19 protein-coding genes and 2 pseudogenes are annotated in these 19506 nt (G+C 61.3%); 8 read left to right on the forward strand and 13 right to left on the reverse strand.

What is annotated here, in order from left to right:
- The first annotated feature begins 1 nt into the window (after position 1).
- Positions 2-400: a DUF6262 family protein gene (locus tag BH682_RS05600; RefSeq protein ID WP_021334717.1), complete on the forward strand. Its 399-nt coding sequence runs from the start codon at positions 2-4 to the stop codon at positions 398-400.
- A 31-nt stretch (positions 401-431) separates the two neighbouring features.
- Here BH682_RS05600 and BH682_RS05605 read toward each other — a convergent pair whose 3' ends face one another.
- Positions 432-1199: an HNH endonuclease family protein gene (locus BH682_RS05605; protein ID WP_021334716.1), complete on the reverse strand. Its 768-nt coding sequence runs from the start codon at positions 1197-1199 to the stop codon at positions 432-434.
- Between the two features lie 176 nt (positions 1200-1375).
- Between BH682_RS05605 and BH682_RS05610 the strand changes: the two genes are divergently transcribed.
- Positions 1376-2659: an IS256 family transposase gene (locus BH682_RS05610; RefSeq protein WP_075832375.1), complete on the forward strand. Its 1284-nt coding sequence runs from the start codon at positions 1376-1378 to the stop codon at positions 2657-2659.
- 18 nt (positions 2660-2677) lie between these two features.
- Here the strand turns inward: BH682_RS05610 and BH682_RS36650 are convergent.
- Positions 2678-2827: pseudogene (locus BH682_RS36650) on the reverse strand (HNH endonuclease family protein); the annotation flags it as partial.
- Positions 2828-2943: 116 nt separating this feature from the next.
- Here BH682_RS36650 and BH682_RS05620 point away from each other — a divergent pair.
- Genes BH682_RS05620 through BH682_RS05630 form a run of 3 tightly spaced genes read left to right on the forward strand, consistent with a single transcriptional unit; the run spans position 2944 to position 6850 of the window.
- Complete coding sequence (locus BH682_RS05620; protein WP_047269064.1) at positions 2944-4050, forward strand: tyrosine-type recombinase/integrase; 1107 nt, start codon at positions 2944-2946, stop codon at positions 4048-4050.
- A complete protein-coding gene (locus BH682_RS05625) occupies positions 4047-6254 on the forward strand; it encodes a tyrosine-type recombinase/integrase (protein ID WP_058037609.1) in 2208 nt (735 codons plus the stop codon). The genes BH682_RS05620 and BH682_RS05625 overlap by 4 nt, the downstream gene beginning before the upstream one ends.
- Positions 6251-6850, forward strand: a complete 600-nt coding sequence (locus tag BH682_RS05630; RefSeq protein ID WP_047269065.1) for a DUF6262 family protein — start codon at positions 6251-6253, stop codon at positions 6848-6850. The genes BH682_RS05625 and BH682_RS05630 overlap by 4 nt, the downstream gene beginning before the upstream one ends.
- Before the next feature lie 46 nt (positions 6851-6896).
- Here BH682_RS05630 and BH682_RS05635 read toward each other — a convergent pair.
- The 4 genes and pseudogenes from BH682_RS05635 to BH682_RS36320 form a co-directional block, all read right to left on the reverse strand.
- Positions 6897-7601: pseudogene (locus BH682_RS05635) on the reverse strand (HNH endonuclease family protein); the annotation flags it as partial.
- A 285-nt stretch (positions 7602-7886) separates the two neighbouring features.
- On the reverse strand, positions 7887-8225 hold the full coding sequence (locus BH682_RS05640) for a hypothetical protein (RefSeq protein WP_230691590.1): 339 nt from the start codon (positions 8223-8225) through the stop codon (positions 7887-7889).
- 78 nt (positions 8226-8303) lie between these two features.
- Complete coding sequence (locus tag BH682_RS05645; RefSeq protein ID WP_223304675.1) at positions 8304-8669, reverse strand: pyridoxamine 5'-phosphate oxidase family protein; 366 nt, start codon at positions 8667-8669, stop codon at positions 8304-8306.
- 113 nt (positions 8670-8782) lie between these two features.
- Positions 8783-9151: a hypothetical protein gene (locus BH682_RS36320; protein ID WP_020906454.1), complete on the reverse strand. Its 369-nt coding sequence runs from the start codon at positions 9149-9151 to the stop codon at positions 8783-8785.
- Between the two features lie 704 nt (positions 9152-9855).
- On the opposite strand from BH682_RS36320, the gene BH682_RS05660 reads away from it, so the two are divergent.
- Complete coding sequence (locus tag BH682_RS05660; protein WP_003945723.1) at positions 9856-10326, forward strand: hypothetical protein; 471 nt, start codon at positions 9856-9858, stop codon at positions 10324-10326.
- A 7-nt stretch (positions 10327-10333) separates the two neighbouring features.
- On the opposite strand, the gene BH682_RS05665 is transcribed toward BH682_RS05660, so the two are convergent.
- From BH682_RS05665 to BH682_RS05675, 3 genes are all read right to left on the reverse strand, one after another.
- Positions 10334-11257 carry a DUF2797 domain-containing protein gene (locus tag BH682_RS05665; RefSeq protein WP_075832379.1) on the reverse strand — a complete coding sequence of 308 codons (924 nt, stop codon included), beginning with the start codon at positions 11255-11257 and terminating at the stop codon, positions 10334-10336.
- Between the two features lie 65 nt (positions 11258-11322).
- Entirely contained in the window at positions 11323-11979 is a 657-nt protein-coding gene (locus BH682_RS05670; RefSeq protein ID WP_075832381.1) for a DUF305 domain-containing protein, read from the reverse strand.
- Positions 11976-13541 carry an LVIVD repeat-containing protein gene (locus BH682_RS05675; RefSeq protein ID WP_075832383.1) on the reverse strand — a complete coding sequence of 522 codons (1566 nt, stop codon included), beginning with the start codon at positions 13539-13541 and terminating at the stop codon, positions 11976-11978. Before BH682_RS05675 ends, BH682_RS05670 begins: the two co-directional genes overlap by 4 nt.
- 178 nt (positions 13542-13719) lie before the next feature.
- Between BH682_RS05675 and BH682_RS05680 the strand changes: the two genes are divergently transcribed.
- The gene (locus BH682_RS05680; protein WP_223304676.1) at positions 13720-14307 is read left to right on the forward strand and encodes a TetR/AcrR family transcriptional regulator; all 588 of its coding nucleotides are present in this window, start codon (positions 13720-13722) and stop codon (positions 14305-14307) included.
- Positions 14308-14352: 45 nt separating this feature from the next.
- The gene (locus tag BH682_RS05685) at positions 14353-15489 is read left to right on the forward strand and encodes a GIY-YIG nuclease family protein (protein WP_075832385.1); all 1137 of its coding nucleotides are present in this window, start codon (positions 14353-14355) and stop codon (positions 15487-15489) included.
- An 80-nt stretch (positions 15490-15569) separates the two neighbouring features.
- Here BH682_RS05685 and BH682_RS05690 read toward each other — a convergent pair whose 3' ends face one another.
- The 4 genes from BH682_RS05690 to BH682_RS05705 all read right to left on the reverse strand — a co-directional run bounded on the left by BH682_RS05690 (position 15570) and on the right by BH682_RS05705 (position 19375).
- A complete protein-coding gene (locus BH682_RS05690) occupies positions 15570-16787 on the reverse strand; it encodes a Dyp-type peroxidase (protein WP_075832387.1) in 1218 nt (405 codons plus the stop codon).
- Positions 16780-17280: a copper chaperone PCu(A)C gene (locus tag BH682_RS05695; protein ID WP_003945769.1), complete on the reverse strand. Its 501-nt coding sequence runs from the start codon at positions 17278-17280 to the stop codon at positions 16780-16782. Before BH682_RS05695 ends, BH682_RS05690 begins: the two co-directional genes overlap by 8 nt.
- 25 nt (positions 17281-17305) lie before the next feature.
- Positions 17306-18736 (reverse strand): PepSY-associated TM helix domain-containing protein, encoded by a 1431-nt coding sequence (locus BH682_RS05700; protein WP_007734624.1) that lies wholly within the window; start codon positions 18734-18736, stop codon positions 17306-17308.
- A gap of 108 nt (positions 18737-18844) precedes the next feature.
- The gene (locus tag BH682_RS05705; protein ID WP_007734626.1) at positions 18845-19375 is read right to left on the reverse strand and encodes a hypothetical protein; all 531 of its coding nucleotides are present in this window, start codon (positions 19373-19375) and stop codon (positions 18845-18847) included.
- Positions 19376-19506: the final 131 nt, after the last annotated feature.

Here is a 19506-nt window from a genome sequence, read left to right on the forward strand (position 1 = left end):
CGTGCCCGAACACCTCACCGCCGCAGCGCGAGCGCGCCACACCGAGACCAGAGCCCGCGCGGACGCGGCGCTGCTGGCACTCAGCAATGCAGGCGAGCCGGTCACCTTCGCGGCCGTCGCTCGCCGCGCCAAGGTCTCCACCGACTTCCTCTACAACCAGCCCGACCTGCGCACGAAGATCAACGACCTCCGCACCAGGCGGTCGCACCGCCGAACAACTCCGGAACAGATGACCGAACCCGGACAGCAGTCTGCACCGTCCGCAGTCAGAGCACTGTCCTCGCAGCTCAAGGAACTCAAACGGCGGCACGCCGAAGAGGTCGGCGAGCTGCGCACGGCGCTCGCGGTCGCCCACGGCGAGAACCTCGCGCTGCGGCGACGATTCACCGACTCCGGCTAGCGCCCTGCGGGTAAGCGATTTCGCCGCTCGTTCACGAAACACGACCCGCTGCCTCGGCATCGGCGGGAAGCGCCTGTCCGGGACACGTCGACAGGACGGTGGCGATCGCGTCTTTCTCCGCCTGGGTCACCCACAGTCGATACCGGAGTTTGACCGCGACCTGACGGGCCACATAAGCACAACGGAACGCCTTGTTCGGCGGCAGCCACGATGCGGCATCCGAATCACTCTTCGCCGAGTTCGGAGCCTGCGTGGTAGCGATGAGATTGAGCGGATCATTCGCCAGATCGATCCGCTCGGCGGCCGACAACTGCTGCGCGCCCTTCTGCCACGAATCACCAAGAGCGACGACATGCTCGATCGGGACGAGCGGCGAAGTCGTCTCCCCACGAACGAAATTCACCGTCGTCCCGGTATACGGATCGTGAAGAACTCCCGACTGCACCACACACGGCGGCGAGACCACACCCGAGCGGACCTTGCACGTGACGTCCACAAGGTCACGGGACAATATGTCCTCGCGAGTACTCAGCGAGTTCCCGCCCCACATAACGGTGTTCGTATCAGTCCACGCGACCCCGAACTCGCTGCGCGCATACCCCGTCTTCGGCGCACGCCCCTTCACCGCAAGCTGATCCAGCGCCGACAGTGCCTCATCGACCTGCACACCAGGCGCAGAAGTTCCCGACACCGGAGCGGCGAATACCGACCCACCATCAGCGGGAAGGACCGAGCAACCAGACACAGTGACAACGAACGCCGCAGCTACCGCCGCGACCCCGGTCACGCGCTGGCGCATCACAAGGCCACCACAGCAGTGAGCGGCATGTCATCGACATAGTGACCAGCAGAAAGAGGAAGACTCCTTGACAAAGCTGCTGATAATACATGATCGATCTGGACTGCAGAAGACGTGTCCTGGCCGCGGGGGGACTGTAAGAACAACGGTGTAACTCTGAAAGGAGATACGCCACTATGACTGACGTGATTGAACGTGAGACAGAGACGAACTCGGCTCAGCCGGGTATCAGCGATGCGCGGCTCAAAGAGCTGGTCGAGCAGGCGCGAGCCGAAGGGCTGCAGTTGACCGGAGATGGTGGATTGCTGTCGAAGCTGACCAAGCTAGTCGTGGAGTCCGCGCTCGAAGGCGAGATGGACGACCACCTCGGATACGGCAAGAGCGACCCGGCAGGCAGGGGCAGCGGCAACTCCCGCAACGGCAGACGAGCCAAGAACGTGTTGACCGAGGCCGGCCCGGTCGAACTCGAGGTGCCCCGTGACCGGGATTCCTCCTTCGAGCCGAAGATCGTGGCCAAGCGGCAGCGTCGGCTCTCAGGCGTGGAGGACATGGTGATCTCATTGTCGGCCAAGGGTTTGACGACCGGTGAGATCGCTGCACACCTGGCCGAGGTGTACGGAGCTGATGTGTCCAAGCAGACGATCTCGACGATCACCGAGCGGGTGATGGAAGGCATGGCCGAGTGGCAGAACCGGCCGTTGGATCCTGTGTACCCGGTGTTGTTCATCGACTGCATCCACGTCAAGATCCGCGAGGGCAACGTCGCTAACCGGCCGATCTACGTCGCGATGGGGGTGACTGTCGACGGCACCCGCGACATCCTCGGATTGTGGGTCGGTGAGCACGGCGACGGGGAGGGAGCGAAGTACTGGCTTCGGGTGTTGTCCGAGCTGAAAAACCGTGGTGTGCAGGATGTTCTGATCGTCGTGTGCGATGGTCTCAAGCATCTACCCGACTCGATCGAGCAAGTGTGGCCACAGACCATCGTGCAGACTTGTGTGGTCCATCTTCTCCGTAACACCTACGCCTATGCCTCCCGCAAGGACTGGTCCGAGATCGCCAAGGACCTCAAACCCGTCTACACGGCTCCGTCGGAGCAGGCCGCGCTCGACCGATTCGCAGAGTTCAGTGACAAATGGGAGAAACGCTATCCCGCGATCATCAGGCTCTGGACTAACGCCTGGGCTGAGTTCGTGCCGTTCCTACAATTCGACAACGCCATCCGGCAGGTCATTTACACGACCAACGCCATCGAGAGTGTCAACGCTCGAATCCGCAGGGCTGTCAAGGCCCGTGGACACTTTCCGACCGAGGCCGCGGCCTTGAAATGCGTGTATCTGGCCATCATGAGCCTCGATCCCAAAGGCACCGCCCGCAGGCGCTGGTCCAACCGATGGAAGGCAGCACTGAATGCCTTCGAGATAACGTTCGACGGACGGCTGTCTGCCGGACGAAAGTAGTTAGAAACCAATCAATTACACCGTTTTCTGGACAGACCCGCCGCGGGTGAACGCGATGGTCTTGTTCGTGTACGGGTCACGGAGCGTACCGGTTTGGACCGAGCAGCTTTTGGAGCCGTCCTTGAATGTCAGGTCGGTGAGGTCACGCCGCAGGATGTCGTTGCGGGTTATCTCTAGCGCCGCATCAGGATGAAGGCACGGTAGGCACGGCGTGTCGGTCGCCCTGTCCCTCATGGTTATCTAATAGCGTCTATATCACAGGTGGGACAGCCATAGGAGTGGCGATGTCGTGTGCTGTAGAGAAGGTCATTTCACCGACGACGGGGCAGTCGGGTTGGGTGATCGTGGACGAAGAATCCATGCGCCCGGTCGCGGAGGCTTCCGAGTGGGTGCTGTTCATGCAAGGCGCCGGAAGGTCACCTCAAACAATCCGCGCATACGTTCCTCGGGTCTGTTGGTTCTTGAACTGGACTGCCGGTCGCGGACTGGATTGGCACGAGATTCGTGTAGGTGAACTCACTCGTTTCAAATTCGCCGTCGAACACACCCCAACCGTCCACTACCGGCTGCGCTCCGGCAGATCGGTCAACGCAGTGATGACCGCTGTCGTCGAATTCCTCAGGTTCTGCGGAATGCGTGGATTGGTCTCCGCAGATGTTGTTTCTGGGCTGTCCCAGCCCAAGTACCTGGCCTACGCACCCCGCGATTTCCACGAAGGTGAATCCGGTCAGCATCGGCTGATTCGTGCCAGAACCCTCAAAGCGCCGGAAGTCGTAAAGCCTCCGGAAATTATTACTGAAGAACAGTTTTCGCATGCTCTGAACTCCGCGAACACCGAACGAGACCGTTTTCTGGTGCTGTTGCTGGTTCGTTCCGGACTCCGAATCGGAGAGGCATTGGGTTCGCGCCGTAGCGACCTGCATTTCCTTCCGACCTCGGTTCATCTGGGATGCCAGGAACGTGGACCTCATGTTCATGTTGTTCGGCGTGAAGGCAATTCGAACGGTGCCCGCGCTAAAGGACAATCCCGAGTCGTACCGGTCAGCGACGAGGTGGTCACTCAGTATCGCGAGTACCTTCTCGAACGAGACAGCGTGCCCACCGCAATGACCTCGGACTTCGTGTTCGTCAACCTTCTCGGGCATCACGCCGGTTCGCCGATGTCGTATTCGAACGCAAAACAGATTGTGGAAAGGATCGGCAACCGTGCCGGTTTCCGATTGCGGCCCCACATGTTCCGGCATACGGCAGCCACAATCTGGACGCGCAACGGCACCGGTATCGACGTGGTTCAGTCGTTGCTCGGTCATGTGAGCCGAGCATCGACCGCGATCTATCAACACCCCGACGCGGAGGACCTGAGGGCGGCAGTGGAAAGAGTGGGCATATGAGCATCACCGCTCTACCCGTCGAGTCAAGAGCCCTCTCGACTGGAAACGAACAGACCTGGAAAGCGTGGTTGATCGAACGAATCGACCCGCAATGGCGAGTCGCGGAATGGGATTCACGCCGACAGGTATTCACCGGAGACGTCGACAACGAAATGACAGCGGTCTATCTGTGCCGAGTCGACCGATGCATGACGGTCGTGGAAATCTTCGACCGCCGTTGCAGGCGGTGCGAACGCCACCGCAAGCTCAACGGGACCTCACCTTCATTCTTCGACCGGACATTCGACCCCGATTCGGTTCCACGAAGAGACGAAAAAGCCTTTTCGAAAGTCGATTTCGAACTCAGTGAGGTGAACGGCACTGTTGCGGCGGAGATTATTTACGGAGTGCAGCAGCGTGACCGTGATCAGATCATCTTGGTTCCGATGCGGATCCGCAGCATAGTTTCCCACCTCCCACCGGATTGTCGCTCACTGCTCGATGTCGCCGGAAATCGCCAGTTCGAGAAGGCACTCGGAGCTGCAGCCGGTGGTGTGTTCCGGTCGTTGGTCACACATCTGCAGCGGGCGCACGTCGTGTACTCCGGTACTGATCCCACCATGGCCGACGTGTGGAAACCTGCCGTCGTGGGCCTGCAAGCTGCTCCGGACCGGCGATACAGTGCGGCCGGTGGCGTTGTGGACTTCCGAGAGATCAGACAGCGATGGCTTCGAGAGATCACCAAACAATTCGGCCGCGAGGTACGCCCACCCGTGACGACACTGCGGCACACCGTTCATGCCGCCGAAATCGCTTCACGGCAACTCTCGCTGCGCACGAACGGCGATCACCCCGAACTACTCGACCACGGTGACATGAGCGCTGTCGTCGAGGGTTTCCGCACCAGCGCCGATCGAGAGGGCAAGCCCCATTCCTTCACCCATCGACGATCATTGCTCGGGTGGTGGCGCCGACTTCTCGAGTTCTCACGCCGCACGGGCGCAATGGATGACATCCCCGGCTCCTTCGCACTCGATCTGCGTTCGCACACAATTGCCCAGGTCGAGACCAGCGAGGACGACTTCGGACGCACGATCCCCGAACATGTCATCGCACAACTCGATCAACACCTCGAGCTGCTGGGTAGGCACTCCACGTACTCCGCGCCGGGCTGGAACCCTGACGACTACGCCATGATGTATCAGACGGTCTACCAGATCATCCGGGACACCGGTCGACGCCCGAGTGAGATCGTCGGGCTCAAACGCTCATGCCTGGACTGGGTCGACGGCAAGCCCACACTCGTCTACGACAACCGTAAACGTCGCAGAATGGGGCGTAGATTGCCGATCAGCACTGCAACGGCAACCGTGATCGACCAATGGCTCGACCACCTTCAATCGCTGTCTGTTCCGGACACACTGTGCGACTGGCTCTTTCCCACGCCGGGAACCCGCAACAACATTCGCCGCGGGCACTTGAGCGGTGCGCAGTTCGGGTCCCGGGCCTTCGCCATCTGGATCGATGCAATCCCGGAACTTGTCGACGAAAGACTCGACGATGACGGAAACCCAGCTCTCTACGACAGATCAATGATCACTCCTTACGGATTGCGGCACTCCTACGCTCAGCGGCACGCTGACAACGGCACACCGGTGGACGTCCTACGCGAATTGATGGATCACCGCAGCGTCGACACGACCATGGGATATTTCTCCGTCACACTCAAACGTAAACGCCAAGCCACCGAGGAGATTTCGAAGTTCGCGATCGACAGGCACGGACGACCGGCGGGATTCACGTCGGTAACGGAGTACGAGCGACAGTCGGTGGCCGTGCCCTTCGGAAACTGCACCGAACCCTCGAACATCAAAGCCGGCGGCCAACACTGCCCGATCCGATTCCAGTGCGCAGGATGCTCCTTCTACCGACCGGACCCGTCCTACCGGCCCGCAATCGAGCAGCATCTCGCAGAGCTGCGCACAGACAAAGAAACTGCAATCGCCACCGACTCCGCGTCGTGGGTGATCACCAACTTCGACGCCCAAATTCACGCGTTCACGGACGTCATCTCGTCGATGGACGCAATGCTTGCCGACCTGCCCGCAGACCAACGCGCGGTCATCGACAACGCCTCCCGCGAACTGAGGAAAGCGAGGACCGCAGCTGCCTTCATACCGCTCGAGTCCGTAACCACCCACACGAACGAGGACGAACAACGATGACTGCCGATGACCGTGACATACGAACCCAACGGCTCATCGCCTCCCGTCGACGTGACAGCGCTGACAAACAACGCAGAACGCTGACAGTCATCGCCGACCTCTCATCCGCTGGCGAACGCATCAACATCAGCGAAATAGCGCGTCGCGCAGGCGTTTCTCCATGGTTCATCTACAACACCGCAGCAATTCGAACCGCCGTCGAACGCGCCACAGAAGAGCACTCCCACACCGCCACCAGAAGCAGCGCCGGACGCACGTCCGCTACGGCGGACAGTCTTCACGCCGAACTGTTGATGGCGCGTGAGGAAGTTCGGGCGCTACGAACGGACCGAACCAAGCTCGAGACCAAAGTGCAACTACTACTCGGCAACCAACTCGAACACCTGCCGCACGACACACTGCTCGCCCGTATCCACGAGCTCGAACAGATAGCAGCCGAGCTGCGCTCGGACCTCGACTCCGAACGCAGACGCGCCGACACCATGACAACACGAACCGAAGAACTCCAGGACGAGCTCACCGCCGCCCGCGCCTCACTCAAAAGGATGGTTCAAAGCGTTTCTCCAGCACGACGAATCGAAGCAATCGGCACATAAGAACACACCCCAGCAAGCATCGGAATCTACGCGGAACTGTGAATCAACACGCGGACAATACGGCAGACATCGCATCCTTCTCTGCTTGAGTCACCCACAGGCGGTAGACCGACTTCACCGTGATCTGCTTCGAGACGTAGGTGCATCGGTACGCCTTGTTCGGGGGAAGCCAGGATGCGGCATCGGAATCAGACTTCTTCGCGTTCGTCGGTCCATCCACCGGGATCAGATTTCGGGGATCGTTCGCCAGATTCGTGCGCTCCTGAAGACTCAATTGTTGCGCACCCTTCTGCCACGAATCGCTCAACGCGACCACATGGTCAATCTGAACTGCAGTCGAAGTATCCTGTCCCCGAACAAAATTGATCGTCTTTCCAGTGTAAGGATCAGCCAACGTGCCAGAGAGAACAACACATTGCTTCTTTCCTTCTTTGAAGACCACGTCAGTCAGCCGCGAAGCCAACAGATTATTGCGCGTATCGCACCCGTCATGCCCGAACTCCACATCGACATCATCAGACCATGCCTGACCGAACTGATCTCTGCTGTAACCAGTTTTCGGAGCACGCCCCTTCACCGGAAGCGTCTCCAACAGCGCAACGGAAGAAGCCACATCAACATCGTGCTGACCAGGGCTATCCACAGACAACGATCCTGCTGGGATCACATCCGCCAACGTCGTACTGCAACCGGAAATCGACAACCCGACCAAGGCAGTGACGGCAACCAGGAGGGAACGGGAACGCACCAAGCGACTATGCAACGTGAAACTCCTAAATCATATGCAGTGCAGAGGATCTGCACTCTTATCAACAAAACTCATGAGGATGATTGTCGGGAAATCCCGACATCAGACCAGGTGTGCTACACATCCACCGAACCCAATCAACCGGCCACGTGCGTGATTGAACATGCCATCGTCCCTATCCGTGCGGTCGAACCGGTCGACCGTCACACGAACTGACCATCGTCACTCACATAACTCACACCGTCGACATCGAACAATGGGGGCCTACCAGCAAGGTTTTGAGATATGTCAAAACTGCGTGCAGATAATGCGTGTATCGCAGCCGTTGTGGCCGAATTCGACGGTGACGTCGTCGGTCCAGGCGGTACCGAACAGCGCGCGGTCGTATCCGGTCTTGGGTGCGCGTCCCTTGACGGGGATCTGTGCCAGCAGTTCAATTGCGGCGGACGAAGGAGCCGAGGCTTCGGTCACGACCGTCGTGGTGACACCGGATCCGATTCCCGAACCGAGAGAAGATGTTTCGGGCGCGTCGGCGTTGGAATTGGCGCAACCTCCCAGCACGATCACGGCAGCAATGCCGATGGTGACGCCGGTGATGCCGCGCCTGTGATGTGCCGTGCGTGCCATGTGTGAGAGTCCATTTCTGCGAGAGATGAACTACAAGTATGTCATTCACGACAATTCGGGCCTAACCGGCACTGTCTGTCAGTCTGGTCGAAGGAACCATCGAGTCACCGGGACCGAGACGAGGACCCGCGGACCGTCACGAGTTTCGTCTGCGGCATCCCAGCCGTCGTACTTCTCGCCGAAAAGTCTCAGGAGGTCGACGAATTCGCCGACGTCGTGATGAATTGTCGCGAGGCCCTGTGCGATCCACGGGTCGCCAGCGGATCCGTCGACTGCCAACGAGACCCGAGGATCGTCCAGCAGGTTCCGAACCTTGCGATTCTGCTCAGCGCTCGGTATCCAGAATGTGTTCTGATGCAGTAAGAACCAGACCGGAGTCGTGTGCGGCGAGCCGTCGCTTCGGAGGGTGGTCAACCACACGCAAGGAGCATCCGCGATAGTCACGGTCCCAGTATCGGCGCCGGCGCGCGGTTCACCAATCGAGGGTTCGGAACGAACAATGCCCGGCCCTCGCCGTCGGGCGAGGACCGGGCATTTGTCGGGGTTGGGGTGGAGCTTCAGATCTCGATCTTGGGGGTCTGTTCGCCCAGCTTGTGGCGGGCCAGCGCCAGGTTCGCACGTGCACGGTCCAAAACGAGGTACACGAACAGCGTCGACAGTCCGGGCGTCTCGAGGACGCGAATGAGGTGGTACTGGTTGCTCAGGGTGATCAGGATGTCTTCCAGGGTGTCGGTAATCCCCAAGTTACTCATCGTGCGGAGCTTTGCTCGCACAACCTCGGAGTTGCCGGCGCCGGCGTACTCGAGGCTGAATGACGGGTTGCCGCTCATGCCGAGAACCATTCCGCTGTCGGCGTCGACGACGGCTGCACCGCTGGCACCGTCGATGCGCATCAATTCGCCGAGGATCTTGTCGATGTTGCTCATTGCTTCTCCTTGGTAGGGCCGAGTCGCGCGGGGCGACTCCAGGTGATGCTTCGGTGGTGAAGTCATCGGTACATTTCGAGGTGGAATTGTTGGTTGCGGCGTCGGGAGTGGGTCGGGCGGCAACTTTTCAGTTTGTGAGATTTGTGGGCTCGTTCCGTTCGGTGCAGATGGGCGGCCATTCGACGACTCGAATTCGTCGATGCGGTCTGCGGGTAGCCAGCCGTCTCCGGCGGGTGCGTTGAGTGGCCGTCTCGTATCCGTCTCGTAGTCCGGGGCCGGCGGCTGGAGTTGCGGATACACCGGTGCGGTCAGCGGTCGCTTGTACGGAATCGGCTGACCACCCGCGTCGGCGACGTTCGCGAACCAGGCGGCGTACCCGGGGTCGCTGCGATCGAGGTTTTGCCCGCGATCGTCGTCTTCCTCGCGGGAACCTCGTCGACGAAAAAGTCCCACTCGTTCCAGCCCCTTATATACGAACTATTTCCGATCGGAGCGTTCCGGATGAACGCGGCAGACCGGACAATCCCACCCGTAGTTATTTTGCAGTTAAGTCACCGTAGCATGGGTTCGCGAACGGGGCATACAGTCCAATCCCGCAGTCGGGAGGGCGAGGCGCTCGGATTCGGCAGGATGCTCGGGCAATCGGCGCTGACGGGCGACGCCGGTCCGTTCGAGCGCCAGTGGCCCTCTGGCATCCTTGAGGGATGAAGAAAACGATCACCGGGTTCATCGGTGCCTGCTCGCTGGTGGCGCTGGTTGCCTGCGGTTCTGACGGAGACAAGCCGACCGAGGTCGGAACACTCACTTCCTCTGCTTCGGCGACCACCACGGCGACGTCGACGACGTCATCCGAGGCTCCGGCGACGTCGTCGGAAATACCTACCGAGACCCCTTCGGTCGACTCGAGTGCTCCGGCTGAGGTCCCGTCCGACCCGAATGTGAGTTCGGCACTGCCACGGACCTACGCGCAGGCGTGCTCCGACGTTCTCCGGTACCTCGACGCATACCAGCCGGCCATCGACGAGTCCGGAGAGGAAATGGGCATGACGCGTGAATCATTGGCAAACGACATGCTGACCTCCATCCAGGCTTATCCCGAATGGTCGAGCCTGTCTGCCGACGAGCAGGCCGAGGTCACTCGCGGATTCGCCGCAGCGACCGCGGGAAGTTGCTGACCTACTTTCAGAACAACGATTCCTGAATCGCCACGCCAGGGGACTCGAACTCGCCGACGGTGATGGTTCGACCGACCAGTCCGGACACGTCCGCGACAAAGCGTGGCGATTCAGAGTCGGGGTCGATCCACAGCGAGGCGATCGAACCGGCAAGGCCCTCCAAATACAAGGAATGTTCGCCGGACTCGAAAGTGTGCGGATACGCGATCAACGGTGCCGCATCGAAGACCACGTCAGCGCACGCCGGCGCCGTCCATTCTTCGGGAGCCTCCAGGATCTCGATTCCGTCGATGTCCGATCCGATGTCATTCAGCTCGTCTTTGATCGACGATACGAAGTGGTGCAACGACTTTCGTAGTTTCTCTCGATCCAAGGGCCCTGTCAACGCTTCGATCTTCCGAGACGTACGTATTGCCTGGCTCAAGTGGAAGTGCTCCGAAACTCGGGCTTCGAGGGCGCGAATGCTGTAACCGTCCGTCGACCGCGCTACGAACAATGCGCAGACTGCCCCTTGTTCGGCGACTCGCGGATGCTTGCGGAACTCGGACGCCGTCCCCACCTTCATCTGGCCGCCGGCGAATACGTCGACGTAGAGCCATTGTGGTTGTGCGAGGTAGGTACGCACATTCGGATGAATGTGCGCGCCGCTGACGTGTGCCTGATGAACCGTGGTGAACCCCTCACGATTTCGGCATCGGTCGCATTGGCGTCCTGCGGTGACCGTCGCCCCGCGGTCGCACGGCGAGTGTCCTGGACCTTCGGCGGTGAGATCTCGCCAGCCGAGGCAGCGGCGGCCCTTCGTCTCGTCGACGGAGAATCGCAGCACCGAGTCGTGAGTGAAGAAGGTCGTAGCAGCAGTGGTGTCGTCGACGCATCGGATCCGCGGTGCTGTCGGGTTCGACCAATCGATTCCGCGAACAAGCAGGGTCATGATGAAGTGTCGATTCCTTCTGTAGTTCGCAGGTCGACACCTATGGTAGTCACTGGACATGCGGGTCAGTGCAGTGGTTGTGCCCCACGTTGTTCGAGCATCAGTGTCATCAGCCCGGATTCCTGACTCTGGGTGTTGATCATGTCGCGGGCGGACTGTTTCACCGGCCCGCTCTCGAGCAGGGCATCGGCGGCCTGCGCCATGGCGATCCCGCCACGGTGGTGGCGTTCCATCAGTTGAAGGAAAAGGACCTCGGCGTCGAGCCCGCGAGCGCTGCTCAGTTTCTCGAGTTCTTCGGTCGTAGCCATACCCGGCATGGAGTCGGTCTCGGTGTCCAGCGTTGCCGGGTGATGACGAGAGTCGCTGGCGCCGCTCGGCGACGCCTCCATCCACGCCATCGGCGTTCTACTATTCGGCGGGACACCGGCCAACCTCAGCCAACCGAGCATGACACCGATTTCCGTTCGTTGAACATCGTCGATCTGCTGGGCCAGTCTCGTCACCGCCGGGTCCACATCGGGACTCAGACGCGCGAGAATGAAGAGGGCCTGTTGATGGTGGGCCGCCATGTCGTGCACCAATCCGATTTCGGTTTCGCTCAGAACAGCTCTCTGCGTGTGGTTCTCGGGTGCGAACAGGGGACGTAATGCTGCGCCGAGTACGAGCAGCATCAGTGCCGCGGCCACGAGTGCGACGGCTTTGACCGATCGCGGCGCCGTCATGATCCCACGGTCGTCTTCTGGTCGGCGGGTGGTGTGTAGACACCGTTTTCGAGTTGCATGGCAACAAAGCCGTTGTCGGCGCACGTCGCCCACAACGTGGTCCCGCGCCATTCGGGCGGGGAGAAGCACCAATCGGTCGAGATGTCGCCGAGAGCGACCATGCCCGACCGCGAACTCAGTGCTTGGCCGGGGTCGAACTGGCCCTGCGCGATCGACTGCGCGATTGCCGGGGTGCTGAGAACGGGTACCCCGATGAGCGACGCGAGAGCGTGTGGCGAGTTGGCGAGTTCGAGATTGTCACCGGTCCGAGCAGGTGGATTGAAGTACGCAATTTCGTGGACGTCGAAGGGATCTCGAACATCGAAGACCCGAATCCCGCTCGAGATCCATCCACATGCGAGCGCAGTCGGGTCGACCGGGCGATCTGCCGAACAGTAGTGAGATTCGTACGCGAACAGCGATCCACCGGCCGCGGACGCCAGCGCAGCGTCTTGATTCTCCGGCAGATTGATTTCGAGCTTCACCGAATTGACGACCGACGGTTCGTCGTCATCGGAGACGTCGATCAATTTGACTCCGCCGGAACCACCTTCGTCGACGGTGAACAGGTACGGCGAACCGTCGTAGGTGACCGGAATGCTGTGTTGGGTGGCCCAACCGTCGGTCCACGAGAGCTGGGACAGTTGGCGCACCCGAGGATTCGGGACGCGGCGCTGAACTTCACTGATATCGAGGACATGTATTCCGCCGAGATTGTTCGACAAGTACATGCGATTTCCGTCGGGACTGATTCCGAATCCGTGCGTCGACAACCCGATGAGGTCCTGCCAGACGACGCGCGGGTTGGCGGGATCGGTGAGATCGACGGCGCTCACCACGCCGGGAGCGGTGCCGGAAGACCAGTAGGTGTTCCCGTCCGGTGAAAATCCTCCCTCGTGATTGGTGATGGGCAGCAGCATCCCCAGATCGGTTCCTGGTCCGGGGTTGAGTAGTTTCGGGTGCGCGCAATCGGAGATGTCGTAGACCGACATCAGGCCGACGCCGGTCAAGAGCGGAACGCCCGTGCCCACCAGCAGCTTTCGCGCGGTGTTGACCTTGAGGCTCTCCCACGTTCCGGCCAGCATCGCGGGTTCGGTCAGCGTGGCGGTGAGAGCAGGATTGGCAGGATCCGATACGTCGAGAACTTGGACGCCCTGGGCGGGGCCCAGGAGGTTCCCGGGGAAGAAACTGCCGACGTACGAGCAGTGTTCGAAGTTGGTGGACGTGATCCCGCCGCCGCGACCCGAGTAGCCGCCGATCTGAGACATGTTGCAGCTGTAGCCGTCTCGGCTGCGTCCGCTGTTTCGGTCCTCGGCCGGAACATCACCCTGCAACCCGGTCTCGGGCATCGATCCCGGGCCGCATTCGGCGCGGCTTGCGGCGGTGGAAGCGACACCCGGGTTCTCGTGGATCGAGCCCGGGGCAGCGGCGGGCTCAGCCGACGCGACGCACACGGGAAGGACGGTGATCAAGGCGACGAGTGCGATGGCAGATCTGGTTCTGATGGTCGTGAACGATTTCATCGAGTCCAACTCCCGGTGCGGGATTGCCTTTCGTATCTCACGGGCAGACGTATCTCACGGACAGGCAGCACGGAGGGCAGGCGCGTGTTCGAGCGCTCACGACGATCGGGTCGGGGTGTGAACCGGTGTCGGGCCGCAACCAACCGGACAATGCTGTCCGGTTGGTATCGTAGTGTGCGTGACATCGTCTGGCCGCGTCAATAGCGGATCTCTCAACAGAGGGCCGAGAGATGCGGCGCGCAATCGTGCGGCACTCGTCTCAGCAGCTCGTGAGGTGTTCGCCACTCAGGGTTTTGCTGCTCCGCTCAGCCTGATCGCCCGCACGGCCGGCGTCGGTCAGGGCAGCCTCTACCGGCACTTTCCCACTCGCGAAAGCCTCGCACTCGCGGTGTTCGACGAGAACATCGTCGAGCTGCAAGATATGGCTGCCGATCCGGATTCGACTCTCGACGATCTTTTTCGATTGTTGGTAGACCAGATCACCACCTCCATCGTGTTCGTGGAGGTCATCAAGCCCGTCTCCTTCGGCGACTCACGACTGAATTCGGCAGGCACCCGCCTGACCGATCTCCTCGAAGGACGCCTCGAGGAGGCGCGTCGAGCTGGGAAGATACGCGAGTCCGTGACTGCTGAGGACGTGATTCTGGCGATCGCGATGTTCGCCGCGATCATGGAACGGACTGCCGAGAGCTCGCGAAAAGAAGTCGCGCACTCGGCCTGGAACCTACTTGTGCAGGGACTGGCCGGGCCGGCAGCGGCGGGCTGAGTCGCGTTCGCCTCGCGCCTCGAGGTGATCGCCTAGGCTCGTGGCATGGCTATTGTCTGGACAGTTCCTCGCGCTATCGGCTCCACCTTGCTCGTTGCTCCGTTGATCAAGGAGTTCCTTGTCGAGGGTGACGGCACCCTCGATGCAAAACTGACTGCGGTCGGTACGGTCTCTGCCTCTCTCGAGAAGCAAGTCGGCCGCACGTTCACCTCGATCAGCGCTGCTTCGGCGGCAATCTTTTCCGGTGCTGCCGGTTCCACCAGCGTGCCAGACGCACTACGTCTGGCCGTGATGCGCACTCTGTCCACCGAGGTCGTCGTCAGGAAGCCCGCTCCGCAGCCGTTCTCCGAGAAGGTCGGGAAGAGGCTGGGGCAGTATGTCTTTGCTTTGCGTGACCCGCGTAACGACCAGGTGTTCCATGTCGGGCACGGCACGGGAAATCAAGTATTCGCGCCGGTGTTCGAAGCGCTCGGTGAACTCGCGAACCTCGAAGGAGCGGACGCTCCGGCCGAGTCGAATGGTGCTGTGACGGCAGCCAAGATCGCTCGGATCCGCGAGATCTACGACGCAGGTTCGGCGGTGGAGCACTTCGTACTCCTCCGCTCGGTCTCTGGCGCCACGGATTCGGCCGCCACTACCGACGAGGTCGTCCGAGGCATCGTGGAAGCCTTGCGGATCACCGACGCGGGAGAGGGTCTGACCAATCTCGCAGGCGATACCTCGGACAAGGACGCCCGAGCGACGCGCGTCGAGGAACTCGCATTGCGCTACTCGGCTGATCCCGCGCCGGAACTCCCGACGCCGAGCATCGTCCTCCACGTACCGGCCTCCGCCCGTCCGGGAGCAACGCCGGAAGAGATCTACGAACTCGCGCGCGCCGAGTGGTCTGCCGGTGCGGCTGTTCGTGCCGAGATCGGAATTCCCGTTCTGGTGTTTGCCGACAGCATCATTCGTGGTGCCTTCCGTGCTCAGTCATGGGAGGTGTCCACCCGCAATGCCGACGGAAGCCAACTGTGGCGGTTCAACGGAACCGTCGACGACGAGCTTGCTGCCAAGTACGTCGGAACCGAGGTCACCCCACACAACGTCGGACTGAAGAAGTGGCCCGTCAGTGGTTGGGTCACGAGGTTGACTACCGCCCGTCCAGGTGCGGTCATGCCGGGACCTCGTAAGTCCAAGTAACGCAACAACTTCAGGTAGAAGGAATTGTGGGGGCGGGATCCGTTCGGATCCCGCCCCCACAATATCGTTGCCCGGGGTTGTCAGCCGAGCAATCCGCTTCCCAGATAGTCGTTCTCGGTGCATCCCGGCGGAATGAGATACACCGCAGAACCGATCGGCGTCGTCCACTCGTTGAGTGCGTCGAAGTCACTCAAGCGCTGTTGGACCGGTAGATATTGCTCGGCGATGTCCCGTTGGAATGCTGCGAAGATCAATCCCGAATTCGAGGTCTGCCCGCTCTCGGGTGCGTCGTCGTAGTTGTATGCCCGACGGAAGAACTGCTCCTTCTCATGCGTCTGGTGGGCTCGCGCGATGTGCGATCCTGGCGGGATCACCGGAATGCCGAACTTGTCCGTGAGTGTGAAATCCGCTTCGTCGAATTCGTTGGTTCCGTTGAGCGGAGCGCCATTGGACAACGTGCGCCCCATCGTGAGTTCGCGCCCCGAACGGTCGAGTTCGTCCCAGGTATCCATTTCCATGCGAATGCGTCGCAGTACCAACGAGGTTCCGCCCGCCAGCCACGACTGACCCGCGCCGTCGTGCCAGATCAGTGAATCGAAATCCACCGTTCCCGGAGCAGGATTGACGGTCCCGTCCACTTGGCCCATTAGGTTGCGCATCGTGGTTCCCTCAGGCGTGGTGCCGCGAGCGTTGCGGAACCCCTTTTGCGTCCACCGGATGGTCGTCAGTGATCGGACGTTCTTGGTCAGAACTCGCACAGCATGAGCAATGGTCACCGGATCGTCGCCACAAATCTGCAACAACAGGTCCGATCCGCCCCATCGATCGTCAAGTCGGTCGATCGCGTAGCTCGGCAACGGCTCGAACCAGTCCGGTTGACGTGCTTGCAATCCCAGCTTGGTGAACAGGCCAGGGCCGTAGCCGACGGTCACTGTCAAGCGTGCCGGATCCACAGCCAGTTCCCGTTCGGTGTCCGCCAACGCCGGGTAGCCCGCGGTGAGCCGTGACGCATCCTCGGACCACATCTTCATGATTCCGACGACGACTGCTCGATCGGTTCCAGGCAAGAGGTCGAACCCGATGAAGGTGCCGTGCGCTTGCGGCGTGGTGTCGATGCCGGCTTGGTGGACTCCGTAGAACGGTTCCACCAGCTTGCCTGCTTGCTGCTCCTGTTGGCTGCGCTCGACCACTGTGGTTGCGCCCCAGGTTATTCCCGCCACGCCGAGCGCGGCGACGCCTCCTCCGAGAAGGCGCCGCCGACTGACTGCTCGGCTGGGCGGGTTCGTGTTCTCAGCCACCGTGATTCGGGTCGTAGTTCTCCTGATTACCGGAGAAGTCGCGAATCTGGGCTGTGAACGTGGTGCTGGAACCGTCGTCGTAGATCAAGGTGAGGTCGGTTTCTGCGCCTGGGAGCAGCGGCGCGGACAGGTCCATGAACATGAGGTGGTCACCGCCCGGGGTGAGGGAGGCGGACCCGTTGGCAGGGACCAGGAAACCGCCGTCCTTGGGACGCATCGTCATCGTTCCGCCGTCGCCGGTCACGACTTCGTGCAGTTCGAGTCGAGACGACGCGGGGCTGGTGGCCGAGACCACGCGTACGTCCTTGTCACTGGAGTTGACGAGTTCGGCGAACGCCGCGCTCATTCCTTCCGGCGCGGCCTTGACCCATTGATCCTGAACTGTGATGGATTGTGCAGCTTCGGTTTCCTTGTCGGAGTTGGAAGAACAGCCGGTCAGGGCGAGAGCTGCGGACAGTGCAACAGCTGCGAATATCTTTGTGCGAACAGTCATGTGTGTCTCCGTAATTCGTGAAGTGTCAGGTGGTGGCACGGCGTTTGAACGCCGCAATGCACAGGTCGATCAGCAGGAATGCGAGAAGGCTGATGCCGAGTAGCGGAACGAACCAGCCGACCAACGCCGTGATCGCGACGAGAGCAACGAGGCCGACCGGGGAGAGGTTGCGGATTCCGCCGCGGGCAGGAACCCGGCCGACTGCCCAGTCGGAGCCACGAGTGGGGCGTCGGCGCCACCACATGATGTAGCCCCGAATGACCACGCTGACCAGTGCGAGTGCCAGTGCGGCGAGTGCGATCTGGTTGGCAAGACCGAACAGCAGGCCCATGTGGAGTTGGATTCCCCAGGCCGAAAGTTTGGCTGCGAGTGGCCAATCCGAGAACCACAACTCGTCGGTGACCTTTTGCGTCGCTCCGTCGATTGCGATGGTGTTGTTGCTGTACACCCAGGGCTGACGTGTCTGGGCGACGGTGAACGCCGTCTCGGCGTTCGCGGGTATCGATACTTCGACAGGACCGGTGATCCCGTTGTACCTGGCGATACCGAGGACGGTGTCGACGCGTCCGACGTTGGTGTCCGTCAGCGTGCCGGTGGCGGCGGGGGCCATGTCGTGACCCTCGTGCCCGCCTGTCGCCGGAGGGGGAGCGTCGCCGAGAGTTTTCACAACTGAGGGCGTCGTCCAACTCAACGCGGTTCTCAGATTGCTGACGTTCTCTCCGGCGTAGGTCGACCACGTGAGGCCGGTCGCCGAGAGGAAGACCAATGCAACTGCTATCCAGATGCCGACGACACCGTGCCAGTTCAGGGTCCGGCTTCGTCCGGTGGATGCTCGGTCGATCGTGAGCAGTCGAGCGTTCCGGGCGGTGCGGTAACGACGGAACCAGAGGTAGACACCGCCGAGTGCGACCACCCACATCCACGACGCGGCCAATTCGCTGTAGAGGCGGCCGGGTTCGCCCAGATGAAGGTGGCGATGCAGTTGGGAGATCCAGGTTCGCAGCGGCAGCGAACCACTGCTTCCGTAGACCGCCAACTCGCCGACCGGCTGTGCGAGTACCGGATCGACGAAGACGGCGAGCCTCTCCGATTCGCCCAGCGACGGATCGGTGAACAGGACTCGGGTGGTTTCGCCGGCAGCAGGGGACGGACGTACTGCCGAGACGGTCAAGTCGGGGCGGTACTGCTGAGCGGAACGGATCTGGTCGTTCAGTGACGCGATCTGTCCGGTGGTGTCGGTCTGGAGGTAGTCGCTGTAAACGAACTTCTCGATGGTGGGTGCCATCGCGTAGAGGCCACCGCTCAAAGCGGCGATGAGGATGAACGGTCCGATCAGGACGCCGGCGTAGAAGTGCAGACGCAGGATCAGTGGTCTGGCGCCGCCAACCTGCTTCTTCGGGGGAGAACTGTCGTTGGACGCGCGCGTCTGTGCGCGCTCCAATTCGGGTGCGGACATGCGTGTACTCGATCCCGCCGTGCGCCTTTGTTAACCGCGGGCGGTTAATAAAGGCGCACAGCAAAGTGGCGCACGTAATCACGTGCGTGAAAGGAAAGGGGAGGTGAGTTACACGAATGCCGGTGGGCCGCGAGTGCCCAGGCCTGAGGTGAGAAGTTGACGTAGAACAACTTTGGCGCGGTATCGAGTACGTGCAGCGAACGGTGACGGTTCAGCTGCCCACGGGCGCAATAGAACGGCGACGATTGCCGCTACCGTCGATGCGGCCACGACGTATCCGCGTTCTGCGCCGCGGATCAGCACTGCGCACACTCCGACGGCAGCGATGTGTGCCGCGAGCATCGGAAGGGACAGGAGCAGGCCGTGTTGATGATCCGAAGCGATGGTCAACGTCGCGTGACCGATGGCCTGACCCGCAGCGAGCATGAGGGCGAGCAAGAGCGCGGGGGAGCGACGGGTGTCGATGGACGTGACCACCGCGCCGACGCTCGCGCAGGCGAGGATCAGCAACACGACAGCGCTTTCGGACGGGGCCATGCCGCCGCCACCGAGCGCGTGGGCTGCGACGGAAACCGCGCCGGAGGTGCCGCCCACGAAAGCACCGCGCAGCTGCGCGACATCTTTCGGTCCCGGCGTCATACGCGAAAGGATACAGGCGCCTACTACCGGGCTTAGTAGGTGATCGGTCGGGATCGTTTCGGTGGCCGACCGACGAACGCGTTAGGTGGGGGATTTGTCCGATTCGCCAAACTTTGCCGAGGACCGGGTGA

The organism is Rhodococcus sp. YL-1 (assembly GCF_001942025.1).
In the GTDB taxonomy this organism is placed as follows: domain Bacteria; phylum Actinomycetota; class Actinomycetes; order Mycobacteriales; family Mycobacteriaceae; genus Rhodococcus_F; species Rhodococcus_F qingshengii.

Bases quoted from the DNA above. Each gene is read 5' to 3' on its own strand.
- BH682_RS36320 (WP_020906454.1), bottom strand. From the start codon at position 9,151: ATGAGCAACATCGACAAGATCCTCGGCGAATTGATGCGCATCGACGGT.
- BH682_RS05665 (WP_075832379.1), bottom strand. From the start codon at position 11,257: ATGACCCTGCTTGTTCGCGGAATCGATTGGTCGAACCCGACAGCACCG.
- BH682_RS05620 (WP_047269064.1), top strand. From the start codon at position 2,944: ATGTCGTGTGCTGTAGAGAAGGTCATTTCACCGACGACGGGGCAGTCG.
- BH682_RS05625 (WP_058037609.1), top strand. From the start codon at position 4,047: ATGAGCATCACCGCTCTACCCGTCGAGTCAAGAGCCCTCTCGACTGGA.
- BH682_RS05605 (WP_021334716.1), bottom strand. From the start codon at position 1,199: ATGCGCCAGCGCGTGACCGGGGTCGCGGCGGTAGCTGCGGCGTTCGTT.
- BH682_RS05675 (WP_075832383.1), bottom strand. From the start codon at position 13,541: ATGAAATCGTTCACGACCATCAGAACCAGATCTGCCATCGCACTCGTC.
- BH682_RS05705 (WP_007734626.1), bottom strand. From the start codon at position 19,375: ATGACGCCGGGACCGAAAGATGTCGCGCAGCTGCGCGGTGCTTTCGTG.
- BH682_RS05695 (WP_003945769.1), bottom strand. From the start codon at position 17,280: ATGACTGTTCGCACAAAGATATTCGCAGCTGTTGCACTGTCCGCAGCT.
- BH682_RS05630 (WP_047269065.1), top strand. From the start codon at position 6,251: ATGACTGCCGATGACCGTGACATACGAACCCAACGGCTCATCGCCTCC.
- BH682_RS05685 (WP_075832385.1), top strand. From the start codon at position 14,353: ATGGCTATTGTCTGGACAGTTCCTCGCGCTATCGGCTCCACCTTGCTC.
- BH682_RS05610 (WP_075832375.1), top strand. From the start codon at position 1,376: ATGACTGACGTGATTGAACGTGAGACAGAGACGAACTCGGCTCAGCCG.
- BH682_RS05670 (WP_075832381.1), bottom strand. From the start codon at position 11,979: ATGACGGCGCCGCGATCGGTCAAAGCCGTCGCACTCGTGGCCGCGGCA.
- BH682_RS05700 (WP_007734624.1), bottom strand. From the start codon at position 18,736: ATGTCCGCACCCGAATTGGAGCGCGCACAGACGCGCGCGTCCAACGAC.
- BH682_RS05640 (WP_230691590.1), bottom strand. From the start codon at position 8,225: ATGGCACGCACGGCACATCACAGGCGCGGCATCACCGGCGTCACCATC.
- BH682_RS05660 (WP_003945723.1), top strand. From the start codon at position 9,856: ATGAAGAAAACGATCACCGGGTTCATCGGTGCCTGCTCGCTGGTGGCG.